The 19,283-nt window shown below is 52.4% G+C and carries 17 protein-coding genes; 9 read left to right on the top strand and 8 right to left on the bottom strand.

What is annotated here, in order from left to right; translation table 11 throughout:
- From dnaQ to AAC622_RS11305, 4 genes are read right to left on the bottom strand one after another with little or no spacing between them, the layout of a single operon-like run.
- A complete protein-coding gene (dnaQ, locus tag AAC622_RS11320; RefSeq protein WP_340262621.1) occupies positions 1–687 on the bottom strand; it encodes a DNA polymerase III subunit epsilon in 687 nt (228 codons plus the stop codon).
- On the bottom strand, positions 687–1,277 hold the full coding sequence (gene coaE / locus AAC622_RS11315; protein ID WP_340262619.1) for a dephospho-CoA kinase: 591 nt from the start codon (positions 1,275–1,277) through the stop codon (positions 687–689). The genes dnaQ and coaE overlap by 1 nt, the downstream gene beginning before the upstream one ends.
- The gene (locus AAC622_RS11310) at positions 1,274–2,107 is read right to left on the bottom strand and encodes a shikimate dehydrogenase (RefSeq protein WP_340262617.1); all 834 of its coding nucleotides are present in this window, start codon (positions 2,105–2,107) and stop codon (positions 1,274–1,276) included. Before AAC622_RS11310 ends, coaE begins: the two co-directional genes overlap by 4 nt.
- Positions 2,104–2,700 (bottom strand): Maf family protein, encoded by a 597-nt coding sequence (locus AAC622_RS11305; RefSeq protein ID WP_340262615.1) that lies wholly within the window; start codon positions 2,698–2,700, stop codon positions 2,104–2,106. The genes AAC622_RS11310 and AAC622_RS11305 overlap by 4 nt, the downstream gene beginning before the upstream one ends.
- A gap of 528 nt (positions 2,701–3,228) precedes the next feature.
- Here AAC622_RS11305 and rho point away from each other — a divergent pair.
- Genes rho through AAC622_RS11275 form a run of 6 tightly spaced genes read left to right on the top strand, consistent with a single transcriptional unit; the run spans position 3,229 to position 10,028 of the window.
- Positions 3,229–4,500 carry a transcription termination factor Rho gene (rho, locus tag AAC622_RS11300; RefSeq protein ID WP_340262613.1) on the top strand — a complete coding sequence of 424 codons (1,272 nt, stop codon included), beginning with the start codon at positions 3,229–3,231 and terminating at the stop codon, positions 4,498–4,500.
- A 1-nt stretch (position 4,501) separates the two neighbouring features.
- Complete coding sequence (gene mnmE / locus AAC622_RS11295) at positions 4,502–5,803, top strand: tRNA uridine-5-carboxymethylaminomethyl(34) synthesis GTPase MnmE (RefSeq protein WP_340262612.1); 1,302 nt, start codon at positions 4,502–4,504, stop codon at positions 5,801–5,803.
- A gap of 10 nt (positions 5,804–5,813) precedes the next feature.
- Positions 5,814–7,688 (top strand): tRNA uridine-5-carboxymethylaminomethyl(34) synthesis enzyme MnmG, encoded by a 1,875-nt coding sequence (mnmG, locus tag AAC622_RS11290; RefSeq protein WP_445322627.1) that lies wholly within the window; start codon positions 5,814–5,816, stop codon positions 7,686–7,688.
- A complete protein-coding gene (gene rsmG / locus AAC622_RS11285) occupies positions 7,685–8,311 on the top strand; it encodes a 16S rRNA (guanine(527)-N(7))-methyltransferase RsmG (RefSeq protein WP_340262608.1) in 627 nt (208 codons plus the stop codon). Before mnmG ends, rsmG begins: the two co-directional genes overlap by 4 nt.
- Positions 8,304–9,095, top strand: a complete 792-nt coding sequence (locus AAC622_RS11280) for a ParA family protein (RefSeq protein WP_340262605.1) — start codon at positions 8,304–8,306, stop codon at positions 9,093–9,095. Before rsmG ends, AAC622_RS11280 begins: the two co-directional genes overlap by 8 nt.
- A 9-nt stretch (positions 9,096–9,104) precedes the next feature.
- Positions 9,105–10,028 carry a ParB/RepB/Spo0J family partition protein gene (locus AAC622_RS11275; protein ID WP_340262603.1) on the top strand — a complete coding sequence of 308 codons (924 nt, stop codon included), beginning with the start codon at positions 9,105–9,107 and terminating at the stop codon, positions 10,026–10,028.
- Here AAC622_RS11275 and hemW read toward each other — a convergent pair.
- Genes hemW through rph form a run of 3 tightly spaced genes read right to left on the bottom strand, consistent with a single transcriptional unit; the run spans position 10,025 to position 12,499 of the window.
- On the bottom strand, positions 10,025–11,188 hold the full coding sequence (gene hemW / locus AAC622_RS11270; protein WP_340262601.1) for a radical SAM family heme chaperone HemW: 1,164 nt from the start codon (positions 11,186–11,188) through the stop codon (positions 10,025–10,027). The two genes, AAC622_RS11275 and hemW, sit on opposite strands and share 4 nt — an antisense overlap.
- Positions 11,175–11,786, bottom strand: a complete 612-nt coding sequence (gene rdgB / locus AAC622_RS11265) for an RdgB/HAM1 family non-canonical purine NTP pyrophosphatase (RefSeq protein ID WP_340262599.1) — start codon at positions 11,784–11,786, stop codon at positions 11,175–11,177. The genes hemW and rdgB overlap by 14 nt, the downstream gene beginning before the upstream one ends.
- Entirely contained in the window at positions 11,786–12,499 is a 714-nt protein-coding gene (gene rph, locus AAC622_RS11260) for a ribonuclease PH (protein ID WP_340262597.1), read from the bottom strand. The genes rdgB and rph overlap by 1 nt, the downstream gene beginning before the upstream one ends.
- 116 nt (positions 12,500–12,615) lie before the next feature.
- Here rph and hrcA point away from each other — a divergent pair, with 116 nt between their 5' ends.
- Positions 12,616–13,680: a heat-inducible transcriptional repressor HrcA gene (gene hrcA / locus AAC622_RS11255; RefSeq protein WP_340262595.1), complete on the top strand. Its 1,065-nt coding sequence runs from the start codon at positions 12,616–12,618 to the stop codon at positions 13,678–13,680.
- Positions 13,681–13,690: 10 nt separating this feature from the next.
- Positions 13,691–14,263 carry a nucleotide exchange factor GrpE gene (locus AAC622_RS11250; protein ID WP_340262593.1) on the top strand — a complete coding sequence of 191 codons (573 nt, stop codon included), beginning with the start codon at positions 13,691–13,693 and terminating at the stop codon, positions 14,261–14,263.
- Here AAC622_RS11250 and mutS read toward each other — a convergent pair.
- Positions 14,260–16,893 (bottom strand): DNA mismatch repair protein MutS, encoded by a 2,634-nt coding sequence (gene mutS / locus AAC622_RS11245; RefSeq protein ID WP_340262591.1) that lies wholly within the window; start codon positions 16,891–16,893, stop codon positions 14,260–14,262. The genes AAC622_RS11250 and mutS overlap by 4 nt on opposite strands.
- Before the next feature lie 119 nt (positions 16,894–17,012).
- Between mutS and AAC622_RS11240 the strand changes: the two genes are divergently transcribed.
- Positions 17,013–19,274, top strand: a complete 2,262-nt coding sequence (locus AAC622_RS11240) for an NADP-dependent malic enzyme (protein ID WP_340262589.1) — start codon at positions 17,013–17,015, stop codon at positions 19,272–19,274.
- Positions 19,275–19,283 lie beyond the last annotated feature (9 nt).

The following is a 19,283-nucleotide window of genomic DNA, read 5'->3' as shown; positions in this document are numbered from 1 at the left end:
TTAACGCATCCAAACAGCCTTGTCGCCCATCTCGGAGATAAAGTCTTGATGGGCGGCGGTTTCCTCATCTGTTAAACGCGGCTTAAGGGGTTCTGGCCGCGCCGAGGCGCGCCGCATTGGCCGCACAACATCACGATCTTTGTCCTGATCATCTGGCGAGAGGGCAAAGTCAGGCTGCTTGCCCCCGATCAACTCGAGATAGACCTCGGCCAAGATTTCCGAATCCAAAAGCGCGCCGTGTTTTTCGCGCATAGAATTATCGACACCAAAACGGCGACATAGGGAATCAAGACTTGCGGGTGATCCAGGGAATTTGCGCCGCGCTATAGCCAACGTGTCGATCGCCTGATCATTTGGCAAAAGCGGTTTGTTCACCCATCCAAGTTCTGCATTCAAAAACTTCATATCGAAGCTTGCATTGTGAATGACCAGCTTTGCATCACCGACAAAATCCAGAAAATCTTGCGCAATGGCGGCAAAAACTGGTTTATCGGCTAAAAACTCATCGCCCAATCCATGCACGTTAAACGCCTCTTGCGGCATCGCGCGTTCGGGGTTGATGTATTGGTGGTATGTCTTGCCTGTTGGCAGGTGGTTCCACAATTCAACCGCGCCAATTTCGACAATGCGGTGGCCTTCGGACGGCTCAAACCCTGTGGTTTCGGTGTCCAGAACAATCTCGCGCATCACGTTGCCCTTGCCGTTAAATCGTTGATCAAATCATGCACGGCTTTGCGCGCGCCCTCAAAGCTATTTGTTTCTATCACATAATCCGCGCGGGCAATTTTTTCAGAACTTGGCATCTGGCGCACAAGAATTTGATCAAATAGCTCAGGATCCATTCCCGCCCGTGCCATGACGCGGGCTTTCTGCGTTTGGGCATCAGTGGTCACAACCAAAACGGCATCCAGCCATTGATCCGCACCTGTTTCATAAAGAAGCGGAATGTCACAAACAATCAGGGACTGATCTGCATGGTCGTCAATGAATTTGGCTCGATCTGCGGCGACGAGGGGGTGAATATGAGATTCAAGCCAATTGAGCGCGTTCGGGTCTGTTTTGACCCAATTTTTCAATGCTACACGATCCACCGCGTCATTTTGGATCAACCCCATATTCAACGCTGAAAGCGGTGCCACCGCAGCGCCACCTTTGGCATATAGTTTGGCCACTGTCGCATCGGCATCCCACACAGGAACACCCACCTCACGAAACATATCTGCGGTGGTGCTTTTGCCCATCCCGATTGAGCCCGTAAGACCAAGAAGAAAACTCATTTCGCTAAAACCGCGCGGCGCAGATCATCGGTCACAGCGGGCTCTTTTCCGAACCATTTCGCAAAACCAGGCGCGGCTTGGTGCAACAGCATCCCCAAACCATCAACTGCGACTGCGCCCATGGCGCGCGCTTGTTTTAAGAGATCCGTTTTAAGAGGGGCATAAACGATATCGTTCACAACGGCGGTTTTTGGTAAATTACTCAAATCCGCCGCAAGGGGTGGCTGGCCTATCATGCCCAGGGATGTGCTGTTCACCAGAAGGTTACAATCCCCAAGAAGGTTTGGAAGATCTGACACCTCATGCACAGAAACACGATCCCCAAATCGGGCAGATAGGTTTTTCGCACGATCAAGATTACGGTTCAGCACCCGCACCTGCGGTGCGCCTGCCTCTAGCAAAGCATAGGTGACCGCCTTTGCCGCCCCGCCCGCGCCAAGAATAACAGCAGGGCCAACCTTTGCATCGAATGCGGGCGCGTTTTGTTGAATATTGGCAAGAAATCCGTAGCCATCGGTGTTATCAGCCTCGATTTTGCCATCTTTGTGAAAGGTTAGGGTATTGGCGGCGCCAATCGCACGCGCGCGATCAGTGACAATATCGGCCAAATCCAAAACGGTTTCTTTATGGGGAATCGTCACATTTGCGCCAACAAACCCCATCCGCGGCATCGCAGCCAGAACCTGTTCTAAGTCGGCAGATGTTACATGCAGCGGCACATAATGGCCTGAAATCTGATAGGCCCGCAGCCAAAACCCATGCAACACGGGGGATTTGCTATGACCAATTGGGTCACCAATAACGGCCGCAAGTGGCACCGATGCTGTCATCTTTCTATAAAACCTCGCAGTGCCAAGAAGTTCAAAACCTCGGTGAGTGGCAGGCCCAGAACATCAAAATAGCTGCCCTCGATCCGAGAAAACAGGCGAATGCCCTCGGATTCAAGCATATAAGCGCCAACTGCCTGTGCGATATCGGGCCAATTGCGGGAAAGGTAGGCGTCAAGATAGCTGTCACTAAATTCTGCCATAAAGAGACGCACGACGCCAATATGGCGCCAAATTGGCTGAGCCTCGTGATAGATCACCGCGGCGGACATAAGTTTGTGCGATTTTCCACGGAGCATCGTCAATTGCGCGCGCGCGTCCTCCATACTGTCTGGTTTTGATAGAACATTACCCTCAAATTCCAAAATCTGATCGCAGCCAATAACAACAGCGTCAGAATTTTTTCGCGCAAGTTTGGCGGCTTTCGCCTCGGCCAATTGATCTACCAAATCGCGTGGCGGGGCACCTTCGGCCAACAATGAAGTCTTTAATAACGATTCATCGATTCGCGCATTTTCGGCGATAAATGACACCCCAGCGTTCTGCAAAAGCTGCTGTCGGATTGCCGATTGGGACGCCAAGATGATTTTTTGCATTGGATAATTCCGTGGGAAGTCTTGGGGATAACCCTTTGGATCAAGTGATGACATAGTCGCATGCGCCGCTTCAACCACAGGTCATTGCTGCGAGGCGAAAAATTATCTTTCGGTTATCCACGGGTGTAATTTCTATCCTAGTGGATCGGAGAAAATGCTACAGACACGGACATATCCCAATTTTTTCCACAGCTTTTCATTCGCATTTTTTTGCTAACTAACTAATACTATTTATTTTTATAGAATTTAGATTTGTGGGGGTAAATATCATACCCAACGGAGAGCTTGTTGATAAGATAATGATAACTAAGTTTCCAAAGTTTTGCACCACACAACTAAATCATCACCCTTTTCTTAAAATTATTATTTTCTTTTTGAACATTGGCAAAATTCTACGCGCTGAGCTACGATTGACTTGAGTTCCATCTGTGCGTAGAAGACAGGCTAAGCGGTCGTCCGATCTCTATCCTTCCCAATTGTGCAAGAGCCCTTAAACGCGATGCGTCTCAAAAGGCATATGGAACTCTCATGACAGTTAACTCTCTCAACCTTGCTGATCTAAAGGCAAAATCACCTAAAGATCTCCTATCTATGGCAGAAGAGCTGGAGATCGAGAACGCCTCGACCATGCGCAAAGGCGACATGATGTTCGCTATTCTCAAAGAGCGCGCTGAAGAAGGGTGGGATGTTTACGGCGATGGTGTTCTGGAAGTTTTGCAAGACGGGTTCGGGTTCTTACGCTCACCCGAGGCCAATTATCTCCCAGGCCCGGACGATATTTACGTATCGCCTGACATGATCCGTCAGCACAGCTTGCGCACGGGTGACACAGTCGAGGGTGTGATTGCTGCACCACGCGAGACAGAGAATTACTTTGGCCTCACCAAAGTTTCCAAGATCAATTTTGAGGTGCCAGAAAGGGCGCGCCATAAGGTTGCCTTTGATAACTTGACGCCGCTTTATCCTGATGAGCGGTTGAAGATGGAGATTGAAGATCCAACAATCAAAGATCGTTCTGCACGCATCATTGATTTGGTATCGCCCATCGGTAAAGGCCAGCGTGCCTTGATTGTTGCCCCGCCACGCACGGGTAAAACCGTGCTTTTGCAGAACATTGCGCATTCTATCGAAACGAACCATCCAGAGTGCTATTTGATTGTTTTGCTGATTGATGAACGCCCCGAGGAAGTGACGGATATGCAGCGGTCGGTTAAGGGTGAGGTTGTATCGTCAACCTTTGACGAACCTGCAACGCGTCACGTTGCGGTGGCGGAAATGGTCATCGAAAAAGCAAAGCGGCTTGTCGAGCATAAACGCGATGTTGTTATTTTGCTCGATTCTATTACCCGTTTGGGGCGCGCGTATAACACTGTTGTCCCATCATCAGGCAAGGTTTTGACAGGCGGCGTTGACGCGAACGCCCTGCAACGCCCTAAGCGTTTCTTTGGTGCGGCGCGTAACATCGAAGAAGGTGGATCGCTGACAATTATCGCAACCGCCTTGATCGATACGGGCAGCCGTATGGATGAAGTAATCTTTGAAGAATTTAAGGGCACGGGTAACTCGGAAATCGTGCTGGATCGTAAAGTGGCGGATAAGCGGGTCTTCCCAGCTATGGATATCTTGAAATCTGGCACCCGTAAGGAAGACCTTTTGGTCGATAAGGGCGATTTGCAAAAGACCTATGTCTTGCGCCGCATCTTGAACCCAATGGGCACTACAGACGCGATTGAATTCCTGATTTCTAAATTGAAACAGACTAAAACGAACTCGGAATTCTTCGACTCCATGAACACCTAAGATGTCAGGCTTCATTGCGGATACCATTTTCGCGCTCGCCTCGGCCAATGGTCGGGCGGGCGTTTCCGTTATTCGTGTATCGGGTGCGGATGCTGTCGATTTATGCTCAAAATTTCTTGGCGGCCTTCCAGATGTTGGTCAATTTCGGCTTCGACCTTTCAAGAATAAAGACCAGATTATTGACCATGTTTTGGCGTTGCGATTTCAGGCCCCGCATAGCTTTACAGGCGAAGATGTGATTGAGCTGCATTGCCATGGCAGCCCCGCTGTCGTGAAAGCCGTTCTTGCGGCTTTGTCAGAAACTGACCGCGCCCGTATGGCCGAAGCTGGCGAGTTTACCCGCCGCGCCCTTGAAAATAATAAGCTTGATCTTGCTCAGGTTGAAGGCCTGGGTGATCTCATCAATGCAGAAACAGAGGCACAAAGACGCCAAGCCAACCGCGTTTTTTCGGGACATTTGGGAAAATTGGTTGAGGCGTGGCGGCAGTATTTGTTGCGCGCGACAGCACTCATCGAAGTGACGATCGATTTCGCGGATGAGGAAGTGCCCACTGACGTGACCCCTGAGGTGCAGGGCCTTATCACGCAAGTGGTGCAGAGTTTGGATGTCGAAATTGCAGGCAGTTTGGTGGCTGAGCGCATCCGTGACGGGTTTGAGGTCGCTATAATCGGTGCGCCAAACGCAGGGAAATCCACGCTTTTGAACGCTATTTCTGGGCGGGACATCGCCATCACCTCAGAAATCGCGGGAACAACCCGCGATGTGATTGAGGTGCGCCTTGATCTCGGTGGTCTGCCTGTGACGCTGCTCGATACCGCTGGCATCCGTGACAGCATGGATATGATTGAATCCATCGGTGTTGAGCGGGCGATAGATCGCGCAAAATCCGCAGATTTGCGGGTTTTTCTGAAATCTAATCCAAAGGAACAGCCGCCCTTTGATCTGGATGTTGATGATATATCCATATTGGGTAAGGCCGACATGCAGATCGGCAGCGGGATTGCCGTGTCAGGACAGACAGGTCAGGGCGTGGATGAGTTGATCGCGTTAATTTCAGCGCGCCTATCGGATCGCGCGGCCAATGTTGCCACCGCAACCCATATGCGCCATCGCCAAGCGATGCTTGATGCGCGGCAAGGTCTGGATGATGCGCTGATTGCGCTTGCAAAAGGCGACAGTCACACAGACATAGCTGCGGAATATGTGCGATATGCTATAAGAAAGCTGGATTCGCTGATTGGCCGTGTCGATGTTGAAATGGTCTTGGGCGAAATCTTTTCGCAGTTTTGCCTCGGTAAATAAGAAAAGCGGAGTGTTTCACGTGAAACATCATGATTTCGATGTTGTTGTGATTGGGGGTGGCCATGCAGGTGCAGAGGCCGCTCATACAGCCGCGCGGGCGGGCGCAAAAACGGCGCTTGTCACATTATCCTTCGATAATATTGGCGTTATGTCCTGTAATCCAGCCATTGGCGGCTTGGGTAAAGGCCATCTGGTGCGTGAGATTGATGCCCTAGGGGGTGTTATGGGTTTGGCTGCGGATCGATCAGGTATTCAGTTTCGCTTGCTGAATCGCCGCAAAGGCCCCGCGGTTCAGGGCCCGCGCACGCAATCTGACCGCAAACTATACCGCGCTGCGATGCAAGATCTGCTCGCCAGAACAGAGAATTTGTCAATTATTGCGGGCGAGGTAGCCGATTTTTTTGGCACTGACGAGGCCGTGTCAGGCGTTGTTTTGGCGGATGGTGCCGAGATTTCAGCGAAATCGGTGGTTTTGACAACAGGCACATTCCTACGTGGGGTTATCCATATTGGCGACAAAAGCATGCCTGGTGGGCGAATGGGTGATAAGCCTTCGGTGAAATTGGCGCAGCGGATCGACAGTTTTGCCCTGCCACTTGGCCGCTTGAAGACAGGCACGCCCCCGCGTTTGGATGGGCGCACGATTAATTGGGATATTTTGGAAACCCAACCCGCGGATGATGATCCTGTCCTATTCTCTTTCCTATCGGATAAGCCACATGTGCGCCAAATTGCCTGCGGTATTACGCATACCAATGAAAAAACGCATGAGATTATCCGTAACAATCTTGGCCGCTCCGCGATGTATGGCGGGCATATTGAGGGGATCGGGCCCCGGTATTGCCCCTCTATTGAAGATAAGATTGTGCGCTTTGCCGATAAAACCTCGCATCAAGTGTTCCTTGAGCCTGAAGGGTTAGAGGATCACACTATCTATCCAAACGGGATTTCAACCTCGCTTCCCGCTGATGTTCAGGTGGACTATGTCCGCTCGATGGTTGGGTTAGAGGCGGTTGAGATCCTTCAACCAGGATATGCGATTGAATATGACTTTGTAGACCCCCGCGCGCTTGGGGCTGATTTGCAGGTTAAGACTGTAAAAAACCTCTATTTCGCTGGGCAAATCAATGGCACAACGGGATATGAAGAGGCGGCCGCGCAGGGGTTTGTGGCGGGTGTTAATGCAGCGCGTTCCGCGCAGGGGCGGGATGTTGTGATATTCTCGCGCCGTGAAAGCTATATCGGCGTGATGATTGATGACTTGGTGACCCGCGGTGTCAGCGAACCCTATCGCATGTTCACCTCGCGCGCCGAATTTCGTCTTTCTTTGCGCGCGGACAATGCGGATCAGCGTCTTACACCGCTTGGTATTGGTCTCGGCACAGTGGACGAGACGCGCAAGCGTTTATTCGAAGACAAGATGGCCCAGATTGACGCGTGCTACACCGTCCTGCGGAACCATAATCTGACGCCATCTGAGGGAAAGAAGCACGGGCTAAATATGAACCAAGATGGTCAGCGCCGTAACGGTGTCGAGCTTTTGGCCTTCCCCGACATAGAATTTTCCGATCTTGAGGCCATTTGGCCCGAATTGATCGACCACAGCGCGGCGACAAAGATGCAGATTAACCGAGAGGCGCAATATGCCGCCTATATAGAACGCCAAGAGCGCGATGTTCAGGCGCTTAAGCGGGACGAGGCGCAATTAATCCCCGAAACCCTTAATTTTATGGAGATCGAGGGTCTATCAACAGAATTGCGGCAGAAATTGACCAAGGTGCAGCCACGTGATTTGGGGCAGGCGGGCCGAATTGATGGCATGACCCCAGCCGCCTTGACGTTGATCCTGACAAAACTGCGTCAAATTCAACGGAAATCCGCATGACCGAAGGCGAAGCGCAGGCATATCTTAGCACCTTTGTTTCACGTGAAACATTGGATCGATTGCAGATTTACGTTGATATGTTGGTGAAATGGCAAAAGGCGATCAATTTGGTCGCCCCTGCAACATTACCTGATGCCTGGTCGCGTCATATCGTAGATTCTGCACAAATCTTTCCATTGGCGGCAAAATCCAGTGGAAAATGGCTAGATATGGGCAGTGGCGGCGGTTTTCCTGGATTGGTTTGCGCAATTATTGCAGCAGAAAAATCCCCAGATATTAGCTTTCATTTCATAGAATCTGATTTGCGCAAATGCGCGTTCTTGCGGGATGTCGCGCGTCAGGTCGGGATATCTATAAATGTGATGTCCCGCAGGATCGAAGACGCGCCGCCCCAAAATGCTGACATCATTTCTGCCCGCGCGCTTAGCGATTTGTCCAAGCTTTGCACGCTATCCTATCGCCATTTAGCAACAGATGGGCAATGTTTGTTTTTAAAGGGCCAATCTGCCCCGCAAGAAATCGACACCGCAAAGGAATCGTGGCAGATGTCGATCAAGACTCATCCGAGCGTAACCAGTGACGACGGTCAAATCATAGAAATAAAGGAATTACGCCGTGTCTGAACGCGCCTCTCCACGAATTATCGCGATTGCCAACCAAAAGGGCGGGGTTGGAAAAACAACCACAACAATCAATCTTGGCGCTGCATTGGCCGCAATGGGCAAACGTGTGTTGCTGATTGACCTTGACCCACAGGGCAATGCCTCGACCGGGTTGGGTGTCGAAGATCGTGATCTCTCAAGCTATGATCTGCTGATTGAGGGCGCGAAACTTGCGGATGTGACCCACAAAACCAAGGTTGATGGCATCGATGTTGTCCCCGCGACAACCGATCTCAGCTCGGCGGATGTTGAACTCAGCGATAATGAAAAACGTATTATCCTATTGCGTAATGCATTTAGCGCGGCGGATTTGCGCGCCTATGATTATGTTTTCATGGATTGCCCGCCATCCTTAAGCCTTCTGACAGTTAACGCCTTGGTCGCTGCGGATTCTGTCTTGGTGCCGCTTCAGGCTGAATTTTTCGCATTGGAAGGTTTGTCACAGCTCATTTTGACAGTGCGCCAAGTGCGTGAAGGTGCAAATTCGGAGCTGCGCATCGAAGGTGTGGTTTTGACGATGTATGATCTTCGGAATAACCTTTCAAAATTGGTTGAAGATGATGCACGGCAAACCTTGGGGGAATTGGTTTATGAAACCAAAATCCCGCGCAATGTTCGCCTGTCCGAAGCGCCATCCTTTGCGCAAACTGTTTTGGATTATGATGCAGCCTCAACGGGCGCTCTGGCCTATAAGGCGCTTGCAGAAGAAATCGTGGCGCGCCACGATGCGGTAAAGTCGCGCTAGGAGAAGATAATGAGTAAACGGGATAAACGCGGTTTGGGGCGTGGTCTGTCTGCATTAATGCAAGACATTGATGTGGGGACGAGCCCAGCCGTGAATGCCGCGCCAGCGCAAGATATCGAGGGATCGCAACCCGTCCCAGTGCGCCGTGCGGATACCAAATTGCCGATTGAGCATATTCGCCCCAATCCCGAACAGCCGCGCCGTAATTTCACCCCAGAAGCGCTGGAGGAGCTTGCCGCATCGATTAAAGAAAAGGGCATTATTCAGCCCCTCATCGTGCGCGCGGATCCAAACCACGATGGTGATTATCAGATTGTTGCTGGCGAACGCCGTTGGCGCGCCTCGCAACTGGCGCAATTGCATGAATTGCCCGTCATTATTCGGGATTTTACAGATGTTGAGGTTCTCGAGATTGCGATTATCGAGAATATTCAGCGCGCTGATCTCAATCCAATCGAAGAAGCGAGGGGGTATCGGCAGCTGATTGATCGTTTTGGCCATACCCAAGAAAAACTGGCTGAGGCGATGGGGAAAAGCCGCAGCCATATTGCAAACTTAATGCGTCTTTTGCAGTTGCCTGATGATGTGCAGGCCATGCTGTGCGAAGGGCGCCTGTCAGCGGGTCACGCGCGTGCCCTGATCACAACGCCTAATGCCTTGGAACTGGCACGCGGGATCATTGCCAAAGGGTTATCGGTGCGCGAGGCGGAAAAACTGGCAAGCGCGGCAGGCGATAAATCTAAATCTCCGCGCCCAACAGCACCAAATAAAGACGCTGATACCCGCGCGATTGAGGCGGATTTGTCAGCCGCCTTGGGGATGAAGGTGGATATCAGTCATGATTCAGGGTCTGGGGCTGGTAAGATCTCAATCAGCTATAAAGATCTCGAAGCCTTGGATGAGCTGATGCGCCGTTTGGGGGGCGGGGCCTAGGCCAATAAGCCGCGCAACACGCCATTCAGCACGGGCCGTCCAGACGCAGTGCAACTCAGCCTGTCGCCACTTAGGTCGATTAATCCTAAATCTTTAAATTCATTCAACTTTTCTAAATTAACTGCTACATTTGATAGGTTTTTGATCCGTGCAAGAGATACGCCTTCACTGAGGCGTAACCCCATCATTAACGCCTCAACAGCTTGATCATACGAGGAAATTTCTTCCCGTGCGGTTTCACCTGAACCCGCTCGGTTCACTTGATCCAGCCACAGATTTGGCGAAAGCGGTGTCGCTGTCGCGTATTTCACGCCGCCGAGCGTTAAACGCCCATGGGCCCCAGGCCCTATGCCGAGATAATCGCCGTAGCGCCAATAAACCAAGTTATGCCGAGACTGCGCCAAATCGCTGGCATGGTTGGACACCTCATATGCCGGCAATCCCGCACTATCGCAGAGTTCTTGGGTCACATCATACATATCAACGGCCAAGTCTTCAGTGGGTAGGCCATCTAGCTTGCCGATCTTGGCACGTGCGCCAAAGGCGGTGTCCTCTTCGATTGTGAGCTGATAGGCGGATAAGTGATCTAACCCTAAAGAGAGGGCGCGGCGCAACTCCGTGCGCCAATCCTCTAGGCTTTGATGCTGCCGCGCATAGATCAAATCAAAACTGACACGGGGAAAGATGCCGCGCGCAATGTCAAAGGCGCGCAAGGCTTCCTCGGCGCCATGCAGGCGACCAAGTGCTTTGAGATCAGGGTCATTTAGGGCCTGGATGCCCATAGACAGTCTCGAAACGCCCGCTTCGTGATACTGTTTAAATCGACTTGCCTCCGCAGAGGTCGGATTGGCCTCTAGGGTAATCTCTAGATCATTTGCCGCGGGCCAGTGCTGTAAAATCCGCGCGACAATGGCGTTGACCAGATCCCCATCCATCAAAGATGGCGTGCCGCCGCCAAAAAACACCGACTTTAGAACGCGCCCGCCGCATTCAGCGGCCAATCGATCAATTTCACTCAGATAGGCATGTTTCCAGCGTGATTGATCAATGGACTGCGATACATGCGAGTTAAAATCGCAATAGGGGCATTTGGCCTGACAGAAGGGCCAGTGGATATAAATCCCAAAGCCGCCATTTTCCCAATCTTCACGCTTGTTCAAACAGGCTCACCAATTTCGTAAATGCATCAGCGCGGTGACTGATTTTGTTTTTTTCCCAACGATCCATCTCACCAAAGGTGATGTCATAGCCTTCGGGTTGGAAAATCGGGTCATAGCCGTGTCCTTGGTCACCCCGCATTGGCCAAACCACCTGACCCGCCATAACGCCTTCGAATATCTCGTCATGGCCATCGGGCCATGCAAGGACAAGCGTGCAGCAAAACCGCGCGAGGCGTGGATGTGGGGCGTTTGCAGCCTCTAGCTCATCATGGGCGCGCTGCATGGCAATTACAAAATCGCGCCCGTTCGGGGTTTCGGCCCAATCAGCCGTGTAAACACCGGGTGTATTTCCAAGCGCGTCAATTTCAATACCGCTGTCATCGGCCAAAGCGGGTAGACCTGTTGCCTTGGCGGCAGCATGGGCCTTGATCCGCGCGTTCTCGATAAAAGTTGTGCCTGTTTCTTCGGGTTCGGGCAGATCGTGATCCTTGGCGGACACGGTCTTGATGCCAAATGGCGTCAAAAGCGCAGATATTTCCTCAAGTTTGCCTTGATTATGGGTGGCCACAAGCAAAGTGTTTGAGGTGAATTTCCGCATCACGCAACCGCCGCGTTTTGCGCCAAAACAAGCTCTGCAACGCCTTTCTGAGCAAGTTTTTGCAATTCTGCGAATTCATCCAAGGAAAAAGTCGCTGACTCTGCGCTGGCTTGAATCTCGATCAGCTTACCTGCGCCGGTCATAACAAAGTTACTATCGGTTCCAGCCTCTGAATCTTCGGGGTAATCGAGATCAAGAACAGGTTGGCCCGCGTAAATGCCGCAAGAGACGGCGGCGACATTATCCAAAATCGGGTCAGATGTAATGGCGCCAGAGGCAAGCAGCTTATTCACAGCAAGTCGCAATGCGACCCAACCCCCTGTGATAGAGGCGCAGCGCGTTCCACCATCCGCCTGCATAACATCGCAGTCGATGGTAATTTGACGTTCACCCAACGCGGAGCGATCCACGCCCGCCCGCAATGCGCGACCAATGAGACGCTGAATTTCCTGTGTGCGGCCCGATTGTTTGCCAACCGCAGCCTCACGCCGCCCCCGCGTATGCGTGGCGCGTGGTAGCATCCCATATTCAGCGGTGACCCATCCCAAACCAGAATTTTTCAAAAAAGGCGGCACGCGCTCTTCGATTGTGGCGGAACACAGAACATGGGTATCGCCGCATTTGATCAAACACGACCCTTCCGCATGGCGCATCACGGCAGTTTCAATAGAAATTTTCCGCATTTCATCTAGGTTTCTGCCTGAAGGACGCATAAATATCTCCTTGTGATCCACTTCTGTGGGATAGTCGCAGTAAAGGGGCAGTTGCAAGCAGGATTGATCATCTGCGGTCCATGCGGGGAAATTAGGTGATGATTTGGGGCTGAAGAATGAGTGAAACATCACAAATTCTCGCTGAGTTGAACGAGAGATCGCGCGAAGTTTTTCGCCGCGTGGTCGAGGGCTATCTTTCCAGTGGTGAGCCCGTTGGATCACGCAGCCTGACCCGCAACATGACCGAACAGATTTCAGCCGCCACTATCCGAAATGTGATGCAGGACTTGGAATATCTCGGCCTGCTCGACAGCCCGCATATTTCGGCGGGGCGTGTTCCCACCCATTTGGGACTGCGCATGTTTGTGGATGGGTTGCTTGAGGTTACCGAACTCGGCGAAGACGATAAAACCCACCTTGATGCGACAGTTCAAAGCAAGTCCGACACGGTTTCAACGGCTTTGGATCGGATTGGCAAGGCATTGTCGGGCATCACCCATGGCGCCAGTTTGGTGCTTGCCCCGAAACACGAGGCGCCGATCAAACATGTTGAGTTTGTATCCCTCTCAAACGAAAAAGCCCTTGTTGTTTTGGTGTTCGCCGATGGCCATGTTGAAAATCGGCTATTCACCCCACCGCCTGGATTGACGCCAAGTGCGATGCGCGAGGCTGCGAATTTTGTGAACGCATGGGCAGAAGGGCGCACCGTTACAGATTTGCGCGCGGTGATGGAGCAAGAGGTCAAAACACGCCGCCGCGAGATTGATGAAATTGCAAAATCGCTAATTGAACAGGGCTTGGCGATTTGGGAAAATTCTGGTCATCGGGGCGAGCGCCTTATTGTTCGTGGGCGGGCAAATCTATTGGACAATGCGCCTGAAATTGCAGATCTCGAACAGATCAAATCCTTGTTTGATGATCTCGAACGCAAGCGGGACATCGCGGAATTTCTTGATTTGACCGATCGCGGCGATGGTGTGCGCATTTTTATTGGGTCTGAGAACAAGTTATTCTCACTTACGGGTTCCTCTTTGGTTGTCTCTCCCTATATGAACTCGGAACGGAAAATTATCGGCGCTGTGGGCGTGATTGGGCCAACGCGCATCAATTACGGTCGGATCGTGCCGATTGTGGATTACACGGCACAGTTGGTTGGGAAATTAATCTCTGATCGTGCATAAGAGGTGAAAGATGGCAGAGCCACAGGAAGAGCAATTCCTTGATGATATTGACGCGCCTGAGGAAGATATCGACCTTGCTGAAGGCATTGGCGAAGATGTTGATACCAGCCCCGAAGGCGTTATTACTGCGCTGACTGAGGAGCGGGATCAGCTGCGCGATCGTTTGTTGCGCGTCATGGCGGATTCCGAAAATCTGCGCAAACGTGCCGAGCGGGATCGCCGCGAAGCCGAGCATTATGGCGGCACCCGTCTCGCCCGCGATTTGTTGCCTGTTTATGACAACCTCAACCGCGCTTTATCGGCTGTTGGCGATGAGCAACGTGATGTTGCGGGCAGCGTGATCGAAGGTATTGAGCTGACCTTGCGCGAGCTTCTGAATGTTTTCTCAAAACATGGCGTGACAGTCGTGAAACCCGAAGAGGGCGACCAATTCGATCCGCAAATGCATCAGGCGATGTTTGAGGCCCCCGTTCCAGGCACGACAGCGGGCCAGATCATTCAGGTTATGACCGAAGGATTCCTGTTGCATGATCGCCTCTTGCGCCCTGCGCAGGTGGGTGTGTCATCAACACCGAAATCCTAATCTTTTATCAACGCCTTTAGGTCATAAATCAAATTGAGCGCCTCGCGCGCCGTCATCTCATCTGGATGCACGGCGTGCAGGCGATCCTCAAGCGGGGATGATTTGGGGGCCTGTGGCGCAGGCTGTGCGGTAAAGAGCGGCAAATCATCAATCAGCGATTTCTGCGCGCCGCCCTCACGATCATTCTTTTCCAGTTTCTTCAAAACTTCTTCGGCGCGATGGATCACCGCAGGCGGCAATCCTGCAAGTTTCGCAACCTGAACCCCATAGGATCGATCCGCGGCGCCTTCGCGTAATTCGTGAAGAAAGACGATCTCACCTTCAAATTCTTTGACCGCAACGGTTGCATTGCGCGCGCCTGATAGGGTGCCCGCAAGCGCGGTTAATTCGTGGTAATGGGTCGCAAAAAGTGCGCGGCACTTATTAACATCATGTAGAAATTCGAACGTGGCCCATGCGATCGACAGCCCGTCATAGGTGGCTGTCCCGCGCCCTATCTCATCAAGGATAACCAAGGCGCGATGATCGGCTTGGTTCAAAATCGCGGCTGTTTCCACCATCTCGACCATGAAGGTCGACCTGCCGCGCGCTAGATCATCAGAGGCCCCCACGCGACTGAAAACTTGGCTGACCAATCCCAGTTTTGCCGATCTTGCAGGCACAAAACCGCCCATTTGCGCCAAAATCACAATCAATGCGTTTTGCCGCAAATAGGTTGATTTACCCGCCATATTGGGGCCAGTCAGCAATTGTATGGCGGCGGCATCACTCTGCGGGGATAGCGCGCAGTCATTTGGAACAAAGCGATCTTTGCTGCCGTGAAGCGCGTCCTCAACCACAGGATGGCGACCTGCGACAATATCAAAATCGCGATCTTTTGTTATCTCTGGCCGCACCCAATCTTGTGCCCGCGCGATATGCGCCAAGGCTAGATAAAAATCTGCTGATGCGAGGGCAAATGCGGCGCGCATGACGGGATCAAACTGCGCTAAAATCTCTTGGCGCAGCGTCTCAAAGATTTGTTTCTCAATCTCAATCGCCCGCGCGCCAGAATTAAGGATCTTCGTTTCGAGTTCTGACAAGTCGACTGTGGTAAAGCGCACCGCATTGGCCGTGGTTTGGCGATGGATAAACAGCTCGGACAGGGGGGCAGATAGCATCTTTTCCGCGTGGGTGGCGGTCGTTTCTATGAAATAGCCAAGCACATTGTTGTGTTTGATCTTAAGGGATGGAATGCCTGCCGTGCTAATATAGTCGGCTTGCATTTTTGCGACAATTCCCCGCCCCTCATCCCGAAGGGCGCGCATCTCATCCAGCTCAGGGTGATAGCCTGACGCAACAAATCCCCCATCGCGGGCGAGTAAAGGCGGCTCCTCAATCAGGGCATCTGTCAGCAGCCCAATCAGGGGTTCATGATCGACCAGATCAGTCACTAAATTGTGCCATAACGAGGAAAGTTCGATCCCACCAAGCTGTGCTGCCACCTCCTGCGCTTGGCGCAGACCAGAACGGATTGCGGCCAAATCCCGTGGACTGGCCCGATCCAAGGACAGGCGTGACAGCGCGCGTTCCATGTCAGGAACTTTCCGTAAAATCTCGCGCAGCCTTTCTGAAATCCAAGAATTCGTCAGCGCAAAGGTCGCCGCATCATGTCGGGCTGTGATTTCGTCAAAATCTGTGGACGGGGCGGAAAGGCGCCGCTCCAACAAACGCCCACCTGCACTGGTCACAGTTTTGTCGATCACCGCCAAAAGACTGCCTTTGCGCCCGCCCGACAGCGATTGTGTAATTTCCAAATTTTTCCGCGTTGCGGCATCAATCAACATCACCCGCGTCAAAGATTGCCGCTGTGGCCGTTGCAAGCGGGGCAGATTGCCTTTCTGCGTGATGTCCAAATAATCGACCACCGCCCCCATGGCGGAGAGATTAGGACGTTCAAACTGGCCAAAGGCCTCTAGGCTGTTGACTTTGAACAAATCGGTGAGCCGTGTTTCTGCGGATCTGCTGTCAAAACTTGACGGTGCAAGGCGTGTCACGCTTGCGCCCGTTTCTTCGATTAAGGCAATGCGGCTAGGATCAAGGTTTTCCGAGATAAGAATTTCGCGCGGTGCGAGGCGTGCCAATTCTGGGCCAAGCCGTGCGGGGGTTACGGGCATCACCCAAAACCCCCCAGTCGACATATCGCACCATGCAAGTGCGGCTGATCCGTCCCGTGATTCAAAATAAGCCGTTAGATAATTGTGGCGCCGCGCGTCAAGCAGGCTGTCCTCGGTCAAAGTGCCCGGGGTGACAACCCGCACGACATCGCGCTTAACAACCGATTTTGATCCGCGCTTTTTCGCCTCGGCGGGGTCTTCGAGCTGTTCACAGACGGCAACGCGAAATCCTTTGCGGATCAATGTCAGCAAATAGTTCTCAGCGGCATGAACGGGCACACCGCACATAGGAATGTCTTCGCCCAGATGTTGACCGCGCTTTGTTAGGGCGATGTCCAATGCCTCGGCGGCGGCGACAGCATCATCAAAAAACAGTTCATAGAAATCGCCCATGCGGTAAAATAATAACGCATCCGCGTGGCGGGCCTTCACCTCAAGATATTGCGCCATCATTGGCGTGATTTGGCCTGTCATTCCTGCCCCCTTATTTGGGCTTACCCTACTGTCTCTGCGGCATTGTTTGAAGGGACAAAAGAGATGCGTTGTCGCCACGGTCAAGGGATTGTAAACCGAATGAAAGAGGAGGCGAATTTATGGCAAATAAACCAAAGGTCACGCGTGAAGAGGCTTTGGCCTATCACTTGGAACCCCGCCCTGGGAAAATTGACATTTCCGCGTCAACGGCCATGTCGACCCAACGGGATCTCAGCCTTGCCTATTCGCCAGGTGTGGCCGTTCCCTGCGAGGTGATCGCGCAAAAGCCCGAAACCGCTTATGATTATACGACCAAGGGCAATCTGGTTGCCGTGATCTCAAACGGGACAGCCGTTCTAGGTCTTGGAAATCTAGGCGCACTCGCCTCAAAGCCCGTGATGGAAGGTAAAGCGGTTTTGTTCAAACGCTTTGCCGATATCAACTCGATTGATATCGAGCTTGCCACGGAAGATGTCGATGAATTTGTGAACGCCGTGCGCCTGATGGGGCCCACCTTTGGCGGTATTAATCTTGAGGATATCAAGGCCCCCGAATGTTTCATGATTGAACAGCGTCTCAAGGAAGAAATGGATATTCCCGTCTTTCATGATGACCAACACGGAACAGCGGTGATCTGTGCGGCGGGTTTGATCAATGCGCTGCATTTGACGGGCAAAAAAATCGAAGATGTCCGTATCGTTTTGAACGGTGCAGGCGCGGCAGGGATCGCCTGCCTTGAGCTGCTGAAATCCATGGGGGCGCAGCATCAGAATTGTATTATTTGCGACACGAAAGGTGTGGTTTACCAAGGCCGCACGGAAGGGATGAACCAGTGGAAATCGGCCCATGCGGTGAAAACCGATTTACGCAGTCTTGAAGACGCGATGCGCGGCGCTGATGTTTTTCTTGGTGTTTCGGCAAAAGGGGCGGTCACGCAAGACATGGTCAAATCCATGGCCGAAAACCCTGTGATTTTCGCCATGGCAAATCCTGATCCAGAAATCACGCCAGAAGAAGCCCACGAGGTGCGCCCGGATGCGATCGTGGCCACGGGGCGCAGTGATTACCCCAATCAGGTGAATAACGTTCTTGGTTTCCCGTATTTGTTCCGCGGTGCGTTGGATATTCACGCCCGCGCCATCAATGATGAAATGAAAATCGCCTGCGCGCGCGCCTTGGCCGAACTTGCGCGCGAAGATGTGCCTGATGAGGTCGCAATGGCCTATGGTGAAAAGCTGTCTTTTGGCCGCGATTATATCATCCCCACACCTTTTGACCCGCGATTGATCTATACGATTCCAACCGCTGTTGCGCGCGCGGGTATGGATACGGGCGCAGCGCGGCGGCCAATCTTGGATCTCGATGCCTACGCCAATGATTTGCAGGCGCGGATGGATCCGATCTCCTCCATTATGCAGGGCATTTATGCCCGTGCCCGTAATGCGCAGGCGCGTATGATTTTTGCCGAAGGGGACGATATTCGCGTCTTGCGCGCCGCGGTGGCCTATCAGCGCAATGGTTTGGGCAAGGCATTGGTCGTTGGGCGTGAGGCTGATGTCGCGGAAAAACTTTCAGCGGCGGGTTTGGCGGATGCCGTGCGCGAGCTTGAGATCGTGAATGCCGCAAAAACGCGTCACTTAGATGCTTATAAAGATTTTCTTTACAACCGCCTGCAACGCAAAGGCTTTGATCGGCATGACATCCATCGTCTGGCCGCGCGAGATCGTCATGTGTTCTCGGCTTTGATGCTTGCACATGGGCATGGGGATGGTCTGGTCACAGGGGCCACGCGAAAATCCGCGCATGTTTTGGGCTTGATCAACCATGTTTTTGACGCCTCCGCCAAGGATGGCGCGGTTGGTATCACGGTGCTGATGCATAAGGGCCGTGTTGTTTTGGTGGGCGACACGCTTGTCCATGAATGGCCCGAAGCCGAGGATCTGGCCCTGATTGCCAAGCGCGGGGCAATTGTTGCGCGTATCTTGGGCCTTGAGCCGCGTGTCGCTTTTGTCAGTTTTTCAACATTCGGCTACCCTGTCTCTGAGCGCGCGGTGAAAATGGGGGATGCCCCTGTGATTTTGGCGCGCGAGGGGGTTGATTTCGAATTTGATGGTGAAATGGCGGTGGATGTTGCGCTTAATCGGGACGCGATGCAGCAATATCCATTCTGTAAACTCTCTGGCCCTGCCAATGTTTTGGTTGTTCCTGCGCGTCACTCCGCCTCGATTTCCGTGAAATTGATGCAAGAAATGGCGGGGGCTACAGTCATTGGCCCGATTTTGACAGGGCCAGATCGGCCTGTGCAGATTTGTTCAACTGTGTCGACCGCGAATGACATTTTGAATATGGCAGTCATGGCGGCTTGCGAAATCGGAAAATAACAAAAACCC

This window comes from Roseobacter sp. HKCCA0882 (genome assembly GCF_037805225.1).
GTDB lineage: Bacteria > Pseudomonadota > Alphaproteobacteria > Rhodobacterales > Rhodobacteraceae > M30B80.
This window is presented reverse-complemented; position numbering and strand designations above follow the sequence as displayed.